Annotated in this window: 18 protein-coding genes; 9 read left to right on the forward strand and 9 right to left on the reverse strand. The window is 70.0% G+C overall.

What is annotated here, in order from left to right; all coding sequences use genetic code 11:
- Nucleotides 1-81: 81 nt before the first annotated feature.
- Both ACFQ7F_RS30790 and ACFQ7F_RS30795 read right to left on the reverse strand, forming a co-directional pair.
- Nucleotides 82-1707 (reverse strand): penicillin-binding transpeptidase domain-containing protein, encoded by a 1626-nt coding sequence (locus ACFQ7F_RS30790; protein WP_383277269.1) that lies wholly within the window; start codon nucleotides 1705-1707, stop codon nucleotides 82-84.
- 167 nt (nucleotides 1708-1874) lie between these two features.
- On the reverse strand, nucleotides 1875-3614 hold the full coding sequence (locus tag ACFQ7F_RS30795) for a dolichyl-phosphate-mannose--protein mannosyltransferase (RefSeq protein ID WP_383277271.1): 1740 nt from the start codon (nucleotides 3612-3614) through the stop codon (nucleotides 1875-1877).
- 224 nt (nucleotides 3615-3838) lie between these two features.
- Between ACFQ7F_RS30795 and rsmI the strand changes: the two genes are divergently transcribed.
- The 6 genes from rsmI to ACFQ7F_RS30825 all read left to right on the forward strand — a co-directional run bounded on the left by rsmI (nucleotide 3839) and on the right by ACFQ7F_RS30825 (nucleotide 9951).
- A complete protein-coding gene (gene rsmI / locus ACFQ7F_RS30800; RefSeq protein WP_383277274.1) occupies nucleotides 3839-4765 on the forward strand; it encodes a 16S rRNA (cytidine(1402)-2'-O)-methyltransferase in 927 nt (308 codons plus the stop codon).
- A gap of 194 nt (nucleotides 4766-4959) precedes the next feature.
- Nucleotides 4960-5409, forward strand: coding sequence for a hypothetical protein (locus ACFQ7F_RS30805; RefSeq protein WP_383277277.1), 450 nt, complete (start codon nucleotides 4960-4962; stop codon nucleotides 5407-5409).
- A 34-nt stretch (nucleotides 5410-5443) separates the two neighbouring features.
- Nucleotides 5444-6328 (forward strand): TatD family hydrolase, encoded by an 885-nt coding sequence (locus ACFQ7F_RS30810; RefSeq protein ID WP_383277280.1) that lies wholly within the window; start codon nucleotides 5444-5446, stop codon nucleotides 6326-6328.
- A gap of 152 nt (nucleotides 6329-6480) precedes the next feature.
- Complete coding sequence (locus ACFQ7F_RS30815) at nucleotides 6481-7833, forward strand: ubiquitin-like domain-containing protein (protein ID WP_383277283.1); 1353 nt, start codon at nucleotides 6481-6483, stop codon at nucleotides 7831-7833.
- Between the two features lie 349 nt (nucleotides 7834-8182).
- Entirely contained in the window at nucleotides 8183-9052 is an 870-nt protein-coding gene (gene rsmA, locus ACFQ7F_RS30820; protein WP_383277286.1) for a 16S rRNA (adenine(1518)-N(6)/adenine(1519)-N(6))-dimethyltransferase RsmA, read from the forward strand.
- A complete protein-coding gene (locus ACFQ7F_RS30825) occupies nucleotides 9049-9951 on the forward strand; it encodes a 4-(cytidine 5'-diphospho)-2-C-methyl-D-erythritol kinase (protein WP_383277289.1) in 903 nt (300 codons plus the stop codon). The genes rsmA and ACFQ7F_RS30825 overlap by 4 nt, the downstream gene beginning before the upstream one ends.
- Here ACFQ7F_RS30825 and ACFQ7F_RS30830 read toward each other — a convergent pair.
- From ACFQ7F_RS30830 to ACFQ7F_RS30860, 7 genes are all read right to left on the reverse strand, one after another.
- Nucleotides 9948-10139, reverse strand: a complete 192-nt coding sequence (locus ACFQ7F_RS30830; RefSeq protein WP_383277292.1) for a hypothetical protein — start codon at nucleotides 10137-10139, stop codon at nucleotides 9948-9950. The two genes, ACFQ7F_RS30825 and ACFQ7F_RS30830, sit on opposite strands and share 4 nt — an antisense overlap.
- A 153-nt stretch (nucleotides 10140-10292) precedes the next feature.
- Nucleotides 10293-11486: an ABC transporter permease gene (locus tag ACFQ7F_RS30835; protein WP_383277295.1), complete on the reverse strand. Its 1194-nt coding sequence runs from the start codon at nucleotides 11484-11486 to the stop codon at nucleotides 10293-10295.
- 152 nt (nucleotides 11487-11638) lie between these two features.
- Nucleotides 11639-12379 (reverse strand): ABC transporter ATP-binding protein, encoded by a 741-nt coding sequence (locus tag ACFQ7F_RS30840; RefSeq protein WP_383277299.1) that lies wholly within the window; start codon nucleotides 12377-12379, stop codon nucleotides 11639-11641.
- Between the two features lie 59 nt (nucleotides 12380-12438).
- Nucleotides 12439-13947, reverse strand: a complete 1509-nt coding sequence (locus tag ACFQ7F_RS30845) for a peptidoglycan-binding protein (protein WP_383277302.1) — start codon at nucleotides 13945-13947, stop codon at nucleotides 12439-12441.
- Entirely contained in the window at nucleotides 13944-14903 is a 960-nt protein-coding gene (locus ACFQ7F_RS30850; protein WP_383277305.1) for a hypothetical protein, read from the reverse strand. Before ACFQ7F_RS30850 ends, ACFQ7F_RS30845 begins: the two co-directional genes overlap by 4 nt.
- Before the next feature lie 173 nt (nucleotides 14904-15076).
- A complete protein-coding gene (locus ACFQ7F_RS30855) occupies nucleotides 15077-15829 on the reverse strand; it encodes a DUF3152 domain-containing protein (RefSeq protein ID WP_383277308.1) in 753 nt (250 codons plus the stop codon).
- Between the two features lie 11 nt (nucleotides 15830-15840).
- Nucleotides 15841-16014 (reverse strand): hypothetical protein, encoded by a 174-nt coding sequence (locus ACFQ7F_RS30860; protein WP_383277311.1) that lies wholly within the window; start codon nucleotides 16012-16014, stop codon nucleotides 15841-15843.
- Nucleotides 16015-16143: 129 nt separating this feature from the next.
- Between ACFQ7F_RS30860 and ACFQ7F_RS30865 the strand changes: the two genes are divergently transcribed.
- Genes ACFQ7F_RS30865 through ACFQ7F_RS30875 form a run of 3 tightly spaced genes read left to right on the forward strand, consistent with a single transcriptional unit; the run spans nucleotide 16144 to nucleotide 18970 of the window.
- Complete coding sequence (locus ACFQ7F_RS30865) at nucleotides 16144-16830, forward strand: response regulator (RefSeq protein ID WP_383277314.1); 687 nt, start codon at nucleotides 16144-16146, stop codon at nucleotides 16828-16830.
- Nucleotides 16827-18359: an ATP-binding protein gene (locus tag ACFQ7F_RS30870; protein ID WP_383277317.1), complete on the forward strand. Its 1533-nt coding sequence runs from the start codon at nucleotides 16827-16829 to the stop codon at nucleotides 18357-18359. Before ACFQ7F_RS30865 ends, ACFQ7F_RS30870 begins: the two co-directional genes overlap by 4 nt.
- Nucleotides 18356-18970, forward strand: coding sequence for a GerMN domain-containing protein (locus ACFQ7F_RS30875; RefSeq protein ID WP_383277319.1), 615 nt, complete (start codon nucleotides 18356-18358; stop codon nucleotides 18968-18970). The genes ACFQ7F_RS30870 and ACFQ7F_RS30875 overlap by 4 nt, the downstream gene beginning before the upstream one ends.
- Nucleotides 18971-19093: the final 123 nt, after the last annotated feature.

Raw genomic sequence — 19093 nt, forward strand, 5'->3', positions numbered from 1 at the left:
ATCTCAGATCCCAGAGCCCCCAAGCTCTGCACTGGAAGGCCCCACACTAGGGGGCTTTGATGAAGCCCCCGACCACATGTCTCAACTGCCTGCGGCAAGCACCGCCGCCACGATAGGACCCGCCGTGTCCCCGCCGTGCCCGCCCTCCTGGGCCACCGCGGCGGCTGCCACATCCCCTCGGTAGCCCGTGAACCAGCTGTTGGGCGCCTCTTGGCCGTCGACGTCCGCGGAGCCGGTCTTGGCGCCGATGCTGCCGCTGAGCCCGGCCATGGCGCGGGCGCCGGTGCCGCTGACCGCCGTACGGTTCATCATCTGCCGCAGCTGCTCGACGGTGGAGGCGGGCAGGCCGTCGGCCTGCGCCAGTTCACGGTCGTCGAGGCCCTGGGCGACGATGACCGGCTGGCGGAAGTCTCCCGTCATCGCGGTCGCCGTCACGGACGCCAGGTTCAGCGGGTTCAGCTGCACTTTTCCCTGGCCGATCATGTTCGACGCGCGGTCAGGGCCGCCGGACGCCGGGACCGAGCCGTCGGTCGTCGTGACGCCCACCTTCCAGTCGAGGCCCAGGCCGAACCGGTTCTGCGCCTCCTCGGTGAGCGACTCGTCCGTGATGCCGTCCTCGTCGACGAGCTTCACGAACGCGGTGTTGCAGGACCGCGCGAAGCTGTCCGACAGGGTCGCGCCCTCGTCCGGTGCGAGGCCCTTCAGGTTGTTGATCTGGTGGCTCTGCCAGACGGCGGTGTTCGGGCAGGGCGCGGGGCCGCTCGCCTTGGTCACGCCCTTGTCGATGAGCATCGCCGCCGAGACGATCTTCATCGTCGAGCCGGGGGCCTGCTGCCCCTCAAGGGCCGCGTTGAACTCGTCCTTGCGGTTGTTGGCGACCGCGAGAACCTCGCCGGAGCTCGGCTGCACGGCGACCACGGACGACTCCGCGTGCTGCGCCACCGCCTTCTCCGCGGCCCGCTGTGCGGACGCGCTCAGCGTCGTCTTCAACGTGCCCGCCTTGCCCTTGGCGAGTGTGAGGAGCGTCTCGGTGCCCGCGTCCTCGTCCGCGTGCTGGATGTAGAGCTCGACGCCGGGTGTGCCGCCCGCCTCGTCGCCGTACTTCGCGCGCAGTTGGTCGAGGACCGGCCCGAGCGTCGGGTGGTCCTTCTTGTCCAGGACCGCGCCGTGCCGGTCGACGGCCTCGATGGGGGGCGCCGCGGCCTCGCCGGTCTCCAGGGTGTCGTCGTTCCGCAGGTCCGGGTGGACGACCGAAGGGGTCCAGTCGACGAGCGCGCGGCCGGTCGTCTCGCCGCGGACGACGGTCAGTTCGGAGTCGTACGCGAAGGGCTTGGTCTTCCCCTTGTACGACACCGTGGCATCGACCGAGAACGGCACGATCGTGCCGGTGGCCTTGCCGGGCGTGAGCTTCACCTTCGTCAGGTGGGCGTCGTCGCGGTAGCCGGTCAGGAGATTCGATGCCGCTTCCGCGTTGTTCGTGTAGTGGGAGGCCTGCTCGCCGTCCCCCTTCGCCCACGCGGCGAAGAACTTCTCCGTCACCTCGCCGATCTCACCGCTCGTCGGCGGCCCCGCCTTCACCGGCTTGGGGTCCGCCGAAGCGGAGCCCCCGGTCACGCCGTTCACCAAGTTGAACGCGCCGTACCCCGCGCCCCCGACCATGACGGCGAAGACCCCGCCCACCAAAGTGACCTTTACCCCTTTGTGCATCTCGCGTTCCCCTCCCCAGGAGTCCTCCCGAATGAATTGGGGAGGTTCGCTCGCCCAGAACCTTAAACGGAGGAAGTGACGGGAGAGGACGCTGTTATCCGAAGGTGTCCAAGGTGCCCACTACAACCAGATGTCCAGACCCATGTAACGAGGATCACCGGACCTCTCTAGACCCACGTATCCAGGATCATTCGGGCCCGCCAGGAATCGATCGGAATGGCCTGGCCGGTGTAAATCGGCCAGAACCAGACGAAGTTCCAGATGATCAGGAGTACGAGGACGCCCGATGCCGCCGCGCCCACGACCCGCCGCCGCTCGCTGGAACCGGGCGGACCCAGGATGGCGCCGATCATCATCGCCACGGCCAGACACAGGAACGGAACGAACACGACGGCGTAGAAGAAGAAGATCGTCCGCTCCTGGTACATGAACCACGGCAGATAACCCGCCGCGATCCCGCACACGATCGCGCCCGCCCGCCAGTCCCTGCGGAAGACCCACCGCCACAGCACGTAGAGCAGCGCGAACGCCCCGGCCCACCACAGCATCGGAGTGCCGAGCGCGAGGACCTCGCGGGCGCACTTCTCGGCGGTGCCCGAGGGACAGCCGTCCTTGCCGGGCAGCGGCGACTCGTAGAAGTACGAGACGGGGCGGCCGTCGACGAGCCAGCTCCACGGGTTCGACTGGTAGGTGTGCGGCGACGAGAGCCCCACGTGGAAGTCGTAGACCGCGTGTTCGTAGTGCCACAGGCTGCGCAGCCAGTCCGGCAGGAGCGTGAAGGAGCCGCCCTTGCCGTCCGTCGCCGCCCAGTTGCGGTAGTAGCCGCCGGTGCCGTCCGTCGGGGAGAGGATCCAGCCCAGCCAGGACAGGATGTACGTGCCGATCGCGACCGGCACCGTCGAGACGAACGCCGGGAACACGTCCCGCTTCAGGACCGCGAGGTAGGGGCGCGACGCCCCGGCGACGCGGCGGCTGCCCACGTCCCACAAGACGGTCATCAAGCAGAAGAAGACCATGATGTACAGGCCGTTCCACTTGGTCCCGAAGGCGAGCCCGAGGCAGAGCCCGGCCGCCCACCGCCACGGCCGCCAGCCCAGGCGCAGCGTCTCGGCGACGTACGCGTCCGGGCGCACCGTCCCGCTCTCGTCCCTCGGCAGAGCGTCCGCGAGTTTCTCCCGCGCCTTGTCCCGGTCGATGAGGAAGCAGCCGAACGCGGCGAGCACGAAGAACATCAGGACCTGGTCGAGCAGCGCGGTGCGGCTCATCACGAAGTGCAGCCCGTCCACCGCGAGCAGCCCGCCCGCGAGGCACCCCAGGAACGTGGAGCGGAAGAGCCGCCGTCCGATCCGGCACAGCATCAGGACCGACAGGGTGCCGAGCACCGCCGTCATGAAGCGCCAGCCGAAAGGATCGAAGCCGAAGAGCCACTCGCCGATGCCGATGACGTACTTGCCGACCGGCGGATGCACCACGTACGCCGCGTCCGTGGGGATCGTGACGCCCGATCCCTGCTGCAGGACGGTGTCGTTGACCTTGTCGGGCCAGTTGACCTCGAAACCCCGGTGGATCAGCGCCCAGGCGTCCTTGGCGTAATACGTCTCGTCGAATATCACGGCCTTCGGGCTGCCGAGATTCCAGAACCGGGTGAGCCCCGCGACGAGCGTGATCAGCAGCGGGCCGATCCAGCCCGACCAGCGGGCCAGTTGATCGGCGTTCTGCTTCGGCATGCCGATCGACGCCCAAAGCCGCGGGCTCGGTTCGGTGTACGGAGGCACGAGCCGGGCCCGGACACCGGCCGTGGGCCGCGCCACATATCCGAAACGGCGCAGCCTGTGCTGCCACGACGGCTGCTGCTCCTCGGCTGCCTGGCCCTGGCGGGTGTCCGGGGAAGACGCGGTACTGGTCACCGCGCCATCGTAGGGAACCCGACTGTGTGAGTCCCGCGCCTGGGCCCTGCCCGCGCGGACAAGCCGGGCTCCCGGCGTCCGGCACGGCACCTCGCCGCGTTGTCGTCGGTCCCGGACGCTCCGCGTCCACTCCCTCCTCCGCCTTGCGATGCACCGCACCGGACGCCGCTAGCTGATCCGGCCTGCCCGCACGGGCAGGGCCAAGGCCCTGCGAGGATGGATGCGTGACAGGAAGCGCTGATTCCCCCGGAAACCCGTCCACCGGAAACCGGTCCGCCGGAACCCTCGTTCTCGCGGGCACACCGATCGGTGATGTCGCGGACGCCCCGCCGCGGCTCGCCACCGAGCTGGAGTCGGCCGATGTCGTGGCCGCCGAGGACACCAGGCGGCTGCGCAGGCTGACCCAGGCGCTCGGCGTGCAGGTGGGCGGGCGGGTCGTCTCGTACTTCGAGGGCAACGAGAGCGCGCGCACGCCCGACCTCGTCGAGGCCCTGGTGGGCGGCGCGCGGGTGCTGCTCGTGACGGACGCCGGGATGCCGTCGGTGTCCGACCCCGGTTACCGGCTCGTCGCCGCCGCGGTGGAGAAGGACATCCGGGTCACCGCCGTGCCGGGCCCTTCCGCCGTGCTCACCGCGCTCGCGCTCTCGGGGCTCCCGGTGGACCGCTTCTGCTTCGAGGGCTTCCTGCCGCGCAAGGCCGGCGAGCGGCTCTCGCGGCTGCGCGAGGTGGCCGACGACCGTCGCACTCTCGTCTACTTCGAGGCACCGCACCGTATCGACGACACCCTCGTCGCGATGGCAGAGGCCTTCGGCGAAGAGCGCAGGGCGGCCGTCTGCCGCGAACTGACCAAGACGTACGAAGAGGTCAAGCGCGGTTCGCTGAAGGAGCTCGCCGAGTGGGCGGCCGACGGCGTACGCGGTGAGATCACCGTCGTCGTCGAGGGCGCACCGGAGAAAAACCCCGGTGACCTGGGCCCGGACGAGCTGGTGCGCAGGGTGCGGGTGCGCGAGGAGGCGGGGGAGCGACGCAAGGAGGCGATTGCCGCCGTCGCGGCCGACGCGGGGCTACCCAAACGCGACGTGTTCGATGCGGTCGTGGCGGCAAAGAATGCGGCTCAGGCCACCCCATCGGACAGCAAAGGACTAGCGTAAAAGGCAAAGCGCGAGCCGTGCACCGGGCCTGCAGGCTATGGAAAGGCCAAATCGGCTTCAACTGTCGACAGGTCTGATGCGCTCGCTCCGGGAAAGGCGTCCACTGGTCAAAGGGACGCACCCGTCCCCACGCTTCCGGTCGGGAGGAAAACCCCGGTCCGGCAGCGCTTGTCCAGCGGACAAGAGGAGCTGGCATGAGTGAGATCGCCGACACCGGTCACCACCGCACCACGGCGTCCAACGCGATACCCGCGGCACCCGCGACGACCAACGTTCATGAGTCGTACGCCTTCGCCTGTATGCGATGCGGGCACGGCTGGGAACAGTCGTACGAGATCGAGCATCACGTCGACGCCAAGGGCAAGGAATTCGTGATGTACGTGGCGGACGGCCTTCATGTGCCGTCGCCTCTGAGCCGGCCGACGTGTCAGAACTGCGACGGACACGTCGTACGGATCATGCGGGCCGGGCAGGTGTCGTCGGTGCTCAATCTGATGCAGCGGCATCACGCGCCGCGTGCGGCGGGAGCGGACAGCTCCACGGCCGGGGTCGGGGCCGAGGCCGCCGAACCCAGCGAGCCCAAGCAGCACCACTGGCATCTGTCGGCGCTGCTGCATCCCTTCCACCACCGCAAGGCGGGATGACGTCCCTTTGGTAGGCGCTTCGTAGGATCGGGGCATGCCTTCCAGTTCCAAAGACGCCAAGAACGCCGCGCCGCCGCTGCCCGAACCCCTTCGGGTGGCGGTCGCCGACTCCCACACCCACCTCGACATGCAGTCGGGGACGGTGGACGAAGGGATCGCCAAGGCCGCGGCGGTGGGTGTGACGACGGTCGTGCAGGTGGGCTGCGATGTCGCGGGTTCGCGTTGGGCGGCGCAGACGGCCGCCGCGTACGAGAGCGTGCACGCCACCGTCGCCCTGCATCCCAACGAGGCGCCCCGCATCGTGCTCGGCGACCCCGACGGCTGGTCCCGGCAGGGCGCGCGCGTGGCGGGCGGCGAGGGCGCCCTTGACGCCGCGCTCGCCGAGATCGACGGGCTCGCCGCCCTTGCGCAGGTCAAGGGCGTGGGCGAGACCGGGCTCGACTACTTCCGCACCGGGCCGGAGGGCAAAGCCGCCCAGGAGCGGTCCTTCCGCGCCCACATCGAGATCGCCAAGCGGCACGGCAAGGCCCTGGTCATCCACGATCGCGAGGCGCACGAGGATGTGCTGCGGATCCTGAAGGAGGAGGGGGCTCCGGAGCGCACCGTCTTCCACTGCTACTCGGGCGACGCGGCGATGGCCCAAGTGTGCGCGGAGAACGGGTACTTCATGTCCTTCGCAGGCAACATGACCTTCAAGAACGCGCAGGGCCTGCGGGACGCGCTGGCCGTCGCCCCGCTCGATCTGGTGCTCGTGGAGACCGACGCGCCCTTCCTCACGCCCGCTCCCTATCGCGGACGGCCTAACGCTCCGTATCTCATTCCGGTCACATTGCGGGCCATGGCCGAGGTGCGCGGTATCGACGAGGACGCCATGGCCAAGGCGATCTCGGTCAATACGGCACGTGCATTTGATTACTGACTGATAACGCCCGGAACCCTGTCGAACCCAGTGGTTCCGGGCATCATCGCGACACTGCGTAGCCGCGCTGCTTTGGAGAGTGACGACTCCTCCGCTAGGTTCTGGTCCGCCTCGCCCGATCCGGACCAGAACGAGAACGCTGGAGCGTCGTCGTGAGTCATGCGCCGCAGTACGAGACGTCGTCTTATGGGGGCGGCACGACCTACGAGCCGGAGCCTGAGCCTGAGCTGTGGTCTGAGCGGGGGCCTGGGCCTGGGCCGGAGCCTGAGCTGGAGCCGGGGGATTACTTCCCCCGGCAGGCCACCGGGCCCGCTCCCGATGGTGGGCGGGCCGAGGCGCGGCGGGCCGCCCGGCGGAAGAAGACGAAGCCGCGGTCCAGTGCGCGGTCGAGTCCGCGGCCCAAGGCTTCACCGGAGCGGCCCGACGCGCTGCGGCGGCTCTTGCCGCAGGCGCTGGTCGTCGCCTTTCTCGCGGGCGGCACCTCCGCCTTCGTCGCCAACGACAAGGCCGTGGAGCTGAGCGTCGACGGCGAGTCGCGGACCCTGCACACCTTCGCGGACGACGTGGGTGAGCTGCTCGAGGACGAAGGCGTGGACTTCGGCACGCACGACATCGTGGCGCCGACCGCGACCACGGCTCTGGCCAGCGGCGACGAGATCGCCGTCCGCTACGGCCGGCCGGTCAAGCTCACCCTCGACGGGCAGCGGCGCGAGGTGTGGACGACGGCGCGCACGGTGGACGGCGCGCTGCGGCAGCTCGGGGTGCGGGCCGAGGGTGCCTATCTGTCGGCCTCGCGGAGCAGGCGGATCGAGCGGGGCGGCCTCGATCTGGACGTACGGACCGAACGCACCGTGACGATCATGGCGGACGGGCGTGAGCGGGCCATCCGTACGAACGCGGCGACGGTGGCGGAAGCGGTCCAGGAGTCGGGGATCAGCCTGAACGGCCAGGACACGACGTCCGTCCCGCCCGACAGCTTTCCGCGCGACGGGCAGACGGTCACCGTCATGCGGATCTCCGGGCACAAGGAGGTGCGGGACGAGCCGATTCCGTACGACGTGCGGCGGACGCACGACCCTGAGCTCTTCACCGGTACGGAGGTCGTGGAGCGGCAGGGGCATCAGGGGACCCGGCGGGTCACGTACGCGCTGCGGACGGTCAACGGCGTCAAGCAGAAGCCGCGGCGGGTGCGGGCGGAGGTCGTGCGGGAGCCGCAGACGCAGATCGTGAAGGTGGGCACGAAGCAGCGGCCGAGTTCGGTGGAAGGGGCGGAGGGCCTGAACTGGGGCTCGCTCGCGCACTGCGAGTCGGGCGGGCGTCCCAACGCGGTGGACGCGTCGGGGACGTACGGGGGGCTGTACCAGTTCGATACGCGGACGTGGCAGGGGCTTGGCGGGTCGGGTCGACCGCAGGACGCTTCCGCGCAGGAACAGACGTTCCGGGCGAAGAAGCTGTATGTGAACCGGGGGGCCAGTCCTTGGCCGCATTGCGGGGGGCGGCTGTAGCGGTGCGGCCCGGGGGCGGGTGCGGCTCTGCTCCGTCTGTGGGGGCGGGGCCGCGCCGGTATGTCCGTCCTCGCTATCCGCTACTGGTCGCTGCCTGCTTCGGTCCCGGAGCGTCGCGAACCGTGCTCCGGGCAGACATACCGGCACGTCCCCTCGCGTCTCGATGCCGAGTGCGGGTGGGCCCCGATGACGCGGGGCAATCGGGCGGGTGGGCGGGAAAGGTCTGTTCGGGCAGAGGTGGACGCGGGGTGATCGGGCGGGTGGGTGGGAGAGCTTGTTCGTTCAGCGTGGAGCGCGGGGCAATCGGCGACGGTCAGGGCCCAGGGGCCAGGCCACGTAACCTGGGGTGGTGAGCAACAGTGAGCCCGGTGCCCTCCTTGGCGCCGCCGACATCCGAGAACTGGCCGCTGCCTTGGGCGTACGCCCGACCAAGCAGCGGGGCCAGAATTTCGTCATCGACGCCAACACCGTCCGCCGCATCGTCCGCACCGCGGAGGTCGGGCCGCAGGACGTGGTCGTCGAGGTCGGGCCGGGGCTCGGCTCGCTGACCCTAGCGCTGCTCGACACCGCGGACAGCGTCATCGCGGTCGAGATCGACGACACGCTCGCCGGGGCTCTCCCGGCGACCATCGAGGCCAGGCTCCCGGCGAAGGCCGACTCCTTCGCGCTCGTGCACAGCGACGCCATGCTCGTACGAGAGCTGCCGGGCCCCGCCCCGACCGCACTGGTCGCCAACCTCCCGTACAACGTCGCCGTACCGGTCCTGCTTCACATGCTCGACACCTTTCCCAGCATCGAGCGCACGCTCGTGATGGTGCAGGCCGAGGTCGCCGACCGCCTCGCCGCCGATCCGGGCTCGAAGGTGTACGGCGTCCCGTCCGTGAAGGCGAACTGGTACGCCGACGTGAAGCGCGCGGGGTCCATCGGCCGTAACGTCTTCTGGCCCGCGCCGAACGTCGACTCGGGCCTCGTCTCGCTGGTGCGGCGGGCCGAGCCGGTCAAGACCACCGCTTCGAAGAAGGAAGTCTTCGCCGTCGTCGACGCGGCCTTCGCCCAGCGCCGCAAGACTCTGCGGGCCGCGCTCGCCGGATGGGCGGGCTCGGCGCCGGCGGCGGAAGCGGCGCTCGTCGCCGCCGGGGTCTCGCCGCAGGCGCGCGGCGAGGCGCTGACGGTGGAGGAGTTCGCGCGGATCGCCGAGCACAAGGGAGCGGGCGCGTGAGCCAGAGCGGGAAGAGCGTGACCGTACGGGTTCCCGCGAAGGTCAATGTCCAGCTCGCGGTGGGTGCCGCGCGCGCGGACGGGTTCCATGATCTTGCGAATGTCTTTCTCGCCGTAGGGCTCTACGACGAGGTCACCGTGACGCCCGCCGAGCAGCTGCGGGTGACCTGCTCGGGGCCCGGCGCCGCTCAAGTGCCTCTCGATCGTACGAACTTGGCGGCGAGGGCGGCGGAGCTGCTTGCCGCGCGTCATGGACGTACGGCCGATGTGCACATCCACATCGCCAAGGACATTCCCGTCGCGGGCGGCATGGCGGGCGGCAGCGCGGACGGCGCGGGCGCGCTCGTGGCGTGCGACGCGCTGTGGGGGACCGAGGCGCCGAGGGATGAACTCCTCGACATCTGCGCCGAGTTGGGCAGCGATGTGCCGTTCAGCCTGGTGGGCGGGGCGGCGCTCGGTACGGGGCGAGGCGAGAAGCTGGAGGTCCTGGAAGTCGGCGGGGACTTCCACTGGGTGTTCGCGGTGGCCGACGGCGGGCTCTCCACACCCGCGGTCTACCGCGAGTTCGACCGCCTGACCCCGGACGCCCCGGCTCCTGAAGCGTCCCCGGCGCTGCTCGACGCCCTGCGCGAGGGCGACGTGGAGGCGCTCGCCGGTGCCGTCACCAATGATCTTCAGCCCGCGGCTCTCTCCCTGTTCCCCTCGCTCGCCGACACCCTCGCCGCGGGCACCGGCGCGGGCGCCCTGGCCGCGCTGGTCTCCGGCTCCGGGCCGACGACGGCGTTCCTTGCCGCGGACGCCGAGTCGGCGCGACGGATCGCCGCGGCCCTTTCCGCCTCCGGCACCTGCCGCACGGCCCGGGTGGCGGACTCACCCGCGCCAGGAGCCACGCTGCTCTAAGGGCACAGGTACGCAGTCGACCGCCCTTCCAGCCACAGCCACGCCACGTGCAGCAGGTTCACCTGCTCCATCGCCAGCCGCTTGCGCCGCACACGCAGTTCACGCGTCGTCAGCGTGATCCGCTGGTCCTTCTTCGGATACCAGACGACGCCGATCCCGAACGGGACCCACAGCAGGATCCCGATCATCGGCCAGCTCCGGACAAAGCCGGCTGTCCGCCAAAAGACACTCGGACTTCAGTGAGAATGCTCAGCCTTCAGAACTCGTCCGGGAACCCCTGGCAGCGAGACGAGAGGGACGGTTGCGCCCCTCTTGTCCGGCGGCCTGTCCACGGGGCACGGCTACGATCGCAGGGCGTCGACCGGTTCCATGCGGGAGGCCCGCAGCGACGGGTAGAGGCCAGCCAGGAGTCCTACCAGGGCTCCGGCGACCGGGGCTCCGAGGGCAAGGCGGACGTCCAGGACCGGTGTCCACTCCTTGACGGCGGAGACGCTCACGACGACGACCATGCCGAGGGCGGCGCCGACGACACCGCCGAGGAGGCCGATCGTCGTCGACTCCACCAGGAACTGGCCGGCGACCTGTCGCCGCGAGGCGCCGAGGGCGCGGCGCAGTCCGATCTCCCCCACCCGCTCGATGACCGTCACCAGTGTCACGTTGGCGATACCGATGGCGCCGACCACCAGCGAGACAAGGCCGAGGACCAGGAACAGTCCGTTGACATCGCCCTGCACTCCCTTGCGGGCCTTGGCCGGATCGGTCGGAGCCGTCACGGTCAGGGATGCCTCGGCTCCGGGGGCCAGCGCGATCGGCGCCTGGCGGGCGACCTGGTTGGCCGCGCCGAGCGAGGTGTTGATCAGGACACGGGTCACGGTCCCAAGACCCATCCGGTCCGCGGCCGTCGTGGGCGGCAGGATCATCGCGGTGGCGAGCTGCTGCTCCCGCTCGACTGCCCCGAGTATCCCGATCACCGTGTACGCCTGGCCCTTCAGGAAGACCGCGGGAGCGTTCTCGACCGAGCTGATGCCGAGGAGCCGCGCCGCCTGATCGCCGAGGACCGCCACCCGGTCGTGCCGGTCGATGTCCCCGGCGTCGAAGAAACGCCCGGCGGTCATCGTGCCGCGTACCGCGGCCGGCAGCGTGGGGGAGGCGGCGACGACCGCCATGGCCTGGCCGCTGACCTCACCGGGAGCGACCACGTCGTTGGCCCGCACCTCGACGCTCGCGGTCTTCTGGGAGTCGGCGATCGCGGCCGCCGACTCGACTCCGGCCAGCCGTTGCACCGCGTCGACCCCCGCCCAGTCCACGAGGGGACCGGAGTCGGCCGCCTCCACGGAAGGCACCGCCACCGTGACCGAAGTGGCGGTCAAGGCGTCGAACCGGCCCACGATCTGGTTGCCCGCCGTGGCGGAGATCCCGATGGTGATGACCAGGGTGGCGATGCCCAGAACGGTGCCGAGCGTGGTCAGGGCGGAGCGCATCGGGCGGGCGAGCACCCCCGCCAGCGCCTCGGACCACAGGTCCCGGAAGTCCATCCACGGATACTCGACGGCTCTCCTGAACCTTGATCTTCTCCAGCTCCTCCCAGCCCGTGCTCTCCCCCCGGCCCGTGCCGTGTCTGCGTCAGCCGGAGTCGAAGCCGAAGCCGGAGCGGAAGCCGCAGCCTGCCGGACGCGTGTCCGGGACCTCATCGGTACTCCTCGGTGAGCCGTCCGTCACTGATCCTCACTCGCCGGTGAGCCCGTCCACTGACCGCCTCCTCATGAGTGATCACCACTAGGGTCATGCCCTGGTCGCCGAGCCGGTCGAAGAGGGCGAGGACTGATTCGGTGTTCTCGCTGTCGAGGTTGCCGGTGGGCTCGTCGCAGAGCAGCAGGGCGGGTTCGCTCATCAGCGCACGGGCGATCGCCACCCGCTGTCTCTCACCGCCGGAGAGCCGGTCCGGCCGGAAACCGGACCGGTGCGCCAGGCCCACCTGATGCAGTGCCCGCTCGGCCCTGGCGCGGCGGCCGGCCCGGCCGCGCCCCGGGCGCGGCCTGCGGTAGGCCTCGGCCAGCATGACGTTCTCCTCCACGGTCCGGTACGGCAGCAGGTGGAAGGACTGGAAGACGAACCCGATCCGGCTGCCCCGCAACGCGGTGCGCTCCAGGTCGTCGAGCCCGTTGGTCTCCACCCCGTCGAGCCAGTAGGTGCCCGAGGTGGGGCGGTCAAGTAGCCCCAGGGTGTTGAGCAGCGTCGACTTGCCGGAACCGGACGGGCCGACGATCGACAGGTGCTCGCCACGCCGCACGCTCAGGTGCACGTCGCGCAGGGCGTGCACAGGCGGTTGGGAGTCGAAGGTCCGCTCCACACGGACCAGTTGAATGACCGTGTCCGCGTCGGGCGCACCAGAGAACGCCCCCGGATCTCGCACGGACGGATCGGTCATGGGCGGATCGGTCATGGGCGAGCCGCTTGTCGGCGGACCGGTCATCGGCGTACCGCTGCTCACCGTCCGACCACCACCTGGTCGCCCGGTTTCAGGGTGGCGCCGGACGCCGGGGCGACCTCCACCTGGCCGTCCGCGGAGAGGCCGGCCTCGACGGCGACGCCCACCCCCTTGCCGCCGCGTACGACCTGTACCCGGGCCTTCCCGTCGGCGGACGTGTGCAGCGCGGCGACGGGTACCGTCAGCACCTTGCCTCGCGAGGAGCCCACTTCGATGGTGACCTTCGCGGATTCGGCGGCGTTCTTGGCCAGCTTTCCCGACGGCACGGAGATCTGTACCGGTACGGGAGCCGAGGTGTCGTCGCTGTCACCGCCCGAGGTTCCCTGTTGCTTGTCGGTGTCGGCTGCGTCGTCCTTCGGCACGTCGGCGCCGAGTGCCACCACGTCGCCGTCCACCTTCGTGCCGTCGGTGGTCTCCACCCGCGCCGGCATGCCCTTGTGGAGCAACTTGGCGTCGTCGGCCGGGACCACGGCGCGTACCACGACCTTGGAGCTGGTCACCGTGGCGACCGGTCCGGTGGGGGTGTCTCCCGTCTTCACGGACACCTTGTCCAGGCGGGCCGGCAGTTCCGGCAGGAAGACCACCTCACCGGCGGGGACCTTGGTTCCGTACCCGGCCTGGAAGGCCAGGAGCGCGGAGTTGGCCGCGTCCAACTGCTGCTGTGCCGACTTGAGCTGCAGCTCGGCGGCGTTGCCGCTGGTGCCCGAGCCGCCTCCTGCGGAGCTACTGCCGGACGACCCACTGCCGGACGGTTCGGTGCCCGGCGATCCGCTCCCGGACGATTTGCTGCCGGATTCGCCGCCCGAATCCCGTGCCTCGAGGAGTGCCTGCTGCGCGCTGGTCACCGCCGCTTCGAGCGTCCCCAGCTGCTGCTTGTCGGCGACGGTGGGCTCCATGGCCCGGTAGCCCTTGCGCTTGTACCAGCGGCTGACCGCCGCGGCGTCCGACTGTCCGTACGTCCCGTTCGCGGAACCGGGGTTGAAACCCAGCCGTGCCAGCGCCCGTTGGAGCTGCGTGACATCGCCCCCGGAGGCGCCGGGCCCCAGGGTCCGGTACATCGGCACGGTGCCCCGCAGTACCAGGACCGGCCGCCCGCTCACCTGCATCAGTACGTCGCCCTCCCGCACCTCCGTCCCGGCTGTCGGTGCCTTGGTGACCCGCTGGGCGACGCTGTCCCCGGCCCCCGCGTCACCGGCCCCGGAGTCCGGGGAGCCGACGAGTCCGGCCAGGGTCACGTCGCGCGACGACGCGAACTCCACCGAGCCCTGGGCCACCACACTCGCGGTCAGCGAGCGCCGCTCGACCGCGACGGTGACGGGACCGGCTTCGGGCGGCTGGTGCGCGGCAGCGGCGTCCGCGGGCGACTGCATCCGCGATCCGGCGAACCAGCCGCCCGCGCCGACCAGCGCCACCACGGTGACGACGACGCTCAGCTGTCCGGAACGGGTGCTGAGCAGCTTGCGGAAGTGTCCGGGACGGGCGCCGGCCGGCTCGGTACGCTGTCTCACCCGGCACCGCCACCGCTGGTCGGGGCCTTCAGGAACTTCGGGAAGTAGGCGGCCCGGAACTCCTTGCCGCACTTCAGATCCCGCATCGCCAGCTGGATGTCCTTGGTGAGCAGAGGGAGGGCCTCCCCCTTGCTCAGCGACTTCTGGGAGTTCCCCTCCTCCTCGTCGACGGCGACGACGCCGCCGGCGCCGGGCGGAGCGGACGCGAGCGCCTGGAGCTTGACCATCTCCCCGATGCCGGTCGGCTGCGTAGTGGTGACGGAGACGCCTTCCTTTTTCAGGCACGAGGCGTACGACTGCGCCAGCTCGACCAGTTTCGGATCACCGTTGAGGGCCTGTGCGTTGGTCTGGTTCTGGCCGGCGGTCGTGGCGCTCCGCTCCTGGGCCGACCCGGACCCGTAGACCTTCTTGTCGGCCTCCCCCTGACAACCGGTCCAGTTCTTCTCGTCGGTCTTGGGGTCCGGGGGCGTGCCCAACGCCTTGTTGTATGCGGTCTTCTGCTTGGGGGTGAGCGTGTCCACGTAGTCCGCGTTGGGTGTTCGGTCCGCGTCCTGCTGGGCAGCCTTACGGCCCGACGCGGCGGGGTCGTTGGGGTAGACGATGCCCGCGTAGACACCGAAACCGTACTTCTGCCGGTACTTCTTCGTCAGTGCGTAGTCCGCCCCAGCGGTGGCCCAGGAGTCGGCGGGATCCTCGGGGGCTACGGGGGCGTAGGTGAATCCCTGCTTCTTCATGCAGGCCGCGATCGCGTTCTCCACGAGGTACTTCTTCTTGAGATCGGCGTTCGCGTCGGCGGGCACGTCGAGTTGCCCGGACGATCCGTCTGCGGTTGTTCCACTGTCCGAGGAGCGGGACTCCACGCCGGTGTCGGCGTCGTTGCCACAGGCCGCCAGCAGGGGCAACAGGCTCACCGCGGCCGTCGCGGCCAGTCTCCGGGCAGTGCGGGATCGAGTCATGTACGTCTGTCCGATCGAGGGGGAGGGAGAGTTGGTTCTGCCGCCGAGCGCGTCAGAACGTGGAGTTCACAGTGGTGTCGGCAGTTCATGGCCGTAGGTTCGCTGTATGACCAAGCCGTAACGACCGGCCGACCGGCCACCGCTGCCGCTGCCGTCGACGGTGGTGGCGGCGGTCAGACGGGTGGCCCGGTGACGAGGTGGCCGTTCTTGTCGTAGGGCCAGGCGTTGGCGACGCAGCCGTGCAGGCCCTTGATCTGCTGCATCATCACCGGGGCCAGCTGTCCCGGGCCCCCGCAGGTCACGTGCGAGTAGCCGAGGAAGTGGCCCATCTCGTGGTTGATGATCAGTGCCCGGTAGTCGTGGATCGGGCCGTCGAAGGTGGGTGAGCCCTTGACCCAGCGTTTGAGGTTCACCACGACCCCTCCCGGAATCTCGCAGTTGTACTCGCCGCCGGTGTCCTGCTGGATACCCGACCAGCACAGCGCGTCCGCCGTCCCCGGTGTCGCGATCTTCACCGTGAGATCGTGCGGCGCTCCCGCGCTCACCAGACGGAATGCGGTACCCGCGTCATGGGTCCAGCCCCGCGGCGCGGCGAGTATCCCGGCGATCTCCTTCGCCGCCTGGGACGGCGAGATGTCCAGGCCGCTCTCCACCTCCACGACGTAGCGCAGCGGACGCGAGCCGGTGCCCACCGTCGCCCCGCCGGCCTGCGCCGTGACGAACCTCCCGCTCCCCGTCAAAGGGACATCGATCTCACTCCGGCTCACAGTGGGCGTAGGGGTGGGCGTAGGGGTGGGAGTGGGCGTGGGCGGGGGAGTAGGGGTGTCGGTGAGGTGCGTGGGCCGCGCGCGTGGCGCGCCGCTCGAAGCGTCGCTGCGCTCACTCTGCAAGAAGTACGTCGCCGGGAGCAGCAGGCCGGCGGCCACCAGCAGGGCGGTCAGCAGGATTCGGCCCCGGCGGCGCGGACGTCTCCGGCGACGGGAGGACCGGCGCCGACGGTCGGCGCGGTGAACGGCTGCGGTGCTGGCGGCAGGGGGTGCGGATGGTGCGGATTGCTGCTGTCGTGCTGAACGCATGGCAGCTCAAACTGGTCATCCCAGATGATCGCCATGAGCCGGTATTGTCGCGAAAGGGTAACGAAACCGTGTGCCTGTCGGCCCATTGTGTTCGTTGTGTAACGGCGGTCGGAGAGCGGTCTTTCCGGTACGACCACCCCGTCCGGCCTGCTTACACTGCCGAAATGTCACGGGTCCTGATCATTGAAGACGACCGAGATATCCGCCTGGCCATCCAATTGGGTCTGCGGCATCAGGGGCATGAGGTCGTCACTGTGGGAACGGGTGAGGAGGGGCTGGACCAACTTCGCCCCTTCGGACCGGACGTCGTCGTGCTCGACCTCATGCTGCCCGGCATCTCCGGCCTCGACGTGTGCCGCCGGATCAGGGAACGCGACATGGTGCCGGTCATCATGGTGACGGCCCGCGGCGACGACATCGACGTGGTCGTGGGTCTTGAGGCGGGCGCCGACGACTACGTGGTCAAGCCCGTAGGGGCCCGGGTGCTCGACGCACGAATACGGGCCGTGCTGCGCCGACAGGGCGCCTCGCTGCCGGACGGCACCCGCCCCCCGGCGGAGACCCACGGCGAACTGGTCCTGGACCGCGCTGGACTCGTGGTCACGCACCGCGGCGCCCCCATCGCCCTCGCCCCCTCCGAACTACGGCTGCTGCTCACCCTGTCGGCCTCCCCAGGCCAGGTGTTCAGCCGCCAGCAACTCCTGGAAGCCGTCTGGGAACACAGCTACCACGGCGACATACGACTCGTGGACGCCTGCGTGAAGCGGCTGCGCAACAAGCTCGCCGAGGGCAGGAACCCCCGCTACGTACAGACCGTACGCGGATTCGGCTACCGCTTCGGCACCTCATGAGCGCCCGCGCGTCCGCGCAGTTCCTGCGCGCGGTCCTGGTACGCATCCCGCTCCCGCTGCGCGGCCTGCGCCCCCGCCTGCTGACGGCTTTCGTCCTGGTGGCCATGGTCAGCGCCCTGGGCACCGGGGCCCTCGCCTTCCGCGAGGCGCGCACGGGGGTGCTCCAGCAGAGCCAGGACTCCGTCATCCGCCAGTTCCGTACGAGCGTCGACGCGATCGCGCCCTCCATTTCCCCCTCCCCCGACCGGTCGGAGCTCCAGTCCGTCGTGAACCAGGTGCTGTACGACAACCGGTCATCGGACTGGCGAGTCATGGCCACCTACGGCAACCAACGCGCCTCCGCGCCGAGCGCCGGCTTCGTCGAGGTGAGCGCACTGCGCCGGTCCGTGGCCGATAAACGCGCCACGGTCTTCCAGCGGGTGAACATCGACGGCCATCCCCGTCTCGTCGTCGGCATGCCCGTCACCTCCACCTCGGGCGAGAACACGGAGCCCCGGCTCTCCGGGCTCGTGCTGTACCTGGAGGTCGAGCAGAACGCCGAAGAGGGGTACATCAAGGCCATGGTCAGCGGCATCGAGCGGGCCACCCTGGTGGCCCTGTGCCTCGCCGTCGTCCTCGCCCTGCTGGCCGCGAGCGGCGTACTGCGTCCCGTGCGGGCGCTGCGCCACGCGACGCGCCGGATGGCCGCGGGGCATCTCGACGTCCGGCTGGACGTCACCGGCTCCGACGAACTGGCCGACCTCTCCCAGTCCTTCAACGAAACCGCGGCCGAACTGGAGCGCACCATCAAAGAGCTGCACCGCCTGGAGGCCCAGGGACGCCGCTTCGTGGCCGACGTCTCCCACGAACTGCGCACACCCCTGGCAGCGATGTCGGCGGTCACCGACGTACTGGACCTGCAGGAGCGGCAGGGAGAGACCGGCGAAGCCCTACGGCTCATCAGCGAGGGGACGAACCGGCTCAGCGTACTGGTGAACGACCTGATGGAGATCTCCCGCTTCGACGCGGGAGCCGCCGAACTAAACCGGGACGAGATGGACCTGGCCGAGTCCGTACGGCGCACCCTCGCCTCCCGGGGCTGGCAGCAACAGGTGGAGACCCGGCTGCCTGGACCGGGGGTCCTTCGCGCGCACGTCGATCCGCGCAGGCTCGACGTGGTGACAGCCAACCTGGTCGGCAACGCGCTGCGGCACGGAGAGCCGCCCGTGCGGCTGGCCATGGGCATACGGGAAGAAGGGACCGGCACGGCGTGGGCCGTCATCGAGGTGAGCGACAACGGACCGGGGATCGCCGAGGAGGACCTGCCGCACATCTTCGAGCGGTTCTACAAGGCGAGCACCTCACGGACCCGGAGTGAGAGCAGCGGCCTCGGCCTGGCCATCACGGCGGAGAACGTACGCCTGCACGGGGGCCGCATCCGGGCGGCGAACCTGCCACGGGGCGGCGCGGTGTTCACCGTCGAGCTCCCCCTCCACCGCGACGACACAGACGCCACCACCCTCACCGCTGCCGCGGGGGGCGCCCGATGAAGGGCTCACGGCCGACGCCGGCGCCCCTGCTGCTCAGGCTGGGGCTCGGGCTCACCGCCGCGGTCACGCTCACGGCGTGCGGAGTCCCCCCGTCCGACGTCATCGAGGCCGGTGAACCGGCGAGCGGCATGTTCTCCCCCAGCTCACAGCCCCCAACGCCCGCGACCGTCTCCCTCTACTTCCTGGACGACGGGACCCTGACGACCTACCCCCGCCGAACCGACGACGCCACCGACCTCCAGGCCGTCGTACGCCTGCTGTTCGAAGGACCGACCGCGACCGAAGCCGCGACCGCCACCACGCAGCTGCCCCACCTGACGGACGCGCCACGGCTGACGACTGGCGACGACGGCATGCTCTCCATCCGCCTCCCCGGCGAGGCGGCCCCTCTGAGTCGTCTGGCCATGCGCCAACTGGCCTGCACGGTGAACCAGTCAGCCTCACCACTCATCGCAGCCGCCCCCAACACCGACACGGAAGCAACCGGCGGCGCCGGGCGCCCTTCCGCCGTACTCAGCAGCCTCCGGATACTCGGCGACGGCTGGACGATGACACAGTCGGACGCCGAGTGCCCTGCCATATCCCAGCCGCAGGAGCTGCCACAACAGTGAGCTTGTTCTTTTACCTCTGGCCTCGAATACCTCTGGCCTCGAACGTTGCCTCGTACAGGCTGGCTCATCCGGGGATGCTCACAAACCATGAAGAACAAGCGCAGGCACGGATCTGAAGTGGGC

The organism is Streptomyces sp. NPDC056486 (assembly GCF_042795295.1).
Classification (GTDB): domain Bacteria; phylum Actinomycetota; class Actinomycetes; order Streptomycetales; family Streptomycetaceae; genus Streptomyces.

Excerpts from the sequence above, each read along its gene's own strand:
- ACFQ7F_RS30850 (WP_383277305.1), bottom strand. The coding sequence starts at position 14,903 with ATGACTCGATCCCGCACTGCCCGGAGACTGGCCGCGACGGCCGCGGTG.
- ACFQ7F_RS30805 (WP_383277277.1), top strand. The coding sequence starts at position 4,960 with ATGAGTGAGATCGCCGACACCGGTCACCACCGCACCACGGCGTCCAAC.
- ACFQ7F_RS30810 (WP_383277280.1), top strand. The coding sequence starts at position 5,444 with ATGCCTTCCAGTTCCAAAGACGCCAAGAACGCCGCGCCGCCGCTGCCC.
- ACFQ7F_RS30840 (WP_383277299.1), bottom strand. The coding sequence starts at position 12,379 with ATGACCGATCCGTCCGTGCGAGATCCGGGGGCGTTCTCTGGTGCGCCC.
- ACFQ7F_RS30870 (WP_383277317.1), top strand. The coding sequence starts at position 16,827 with ATGAGCGCCCGCGCGTCCGCGCAGTTCCTGCGCGCGGTCCTGGTACGC.
- ACFQ7F_RS30875 (WP_383277319.1), top strand. The coding sequence starts at position 18,356 with ATGAAGGGCTCACGGCCGACGCCGGCGCCCCTGCTGCTCAGGCTGGGG.
- ACFQ7F_RS30860 (WP_383277311.1), bottom strand. The coding sequence starts at position 16,014 with ATGGCGATCATCTGGGATGACCAGTTTGAGCTGCCATGCGTTCAGCAC.
- ACFQ7F_RS30830 (WP_383277292.1), bottom strand. The coding sequence starts at position 10,139 with ATGATCGGGATCCTGCTGTGGGTCCCGTTCGGGATCGGCGTCGTCTGG.
- ACFQ7F_RS30835 (WP_383277295.1), bottom strand. The coding sequence starts at position 11,486 with ATGGACTTCCGGGACCTGTGGTCCGAGGCGCTGGCGGGGGTGCTCGCC.
- ACFQ7F_RS30865 (WP_383277314.1), top strand. The coding sequence starts at position 16,144 with ATGTCACGGGTCCTGATCATTGAAGACGACCGAGATATCCGCCTGGCC.
- ACFQ7F_RS30790 (WP_383277269.1), bottom strand. The coding sequence starts at position 1,707 with ATGCACAAAGGGGTAAAGGTCACTTTGGTGGGCGGGGTCTTCGCCGTC.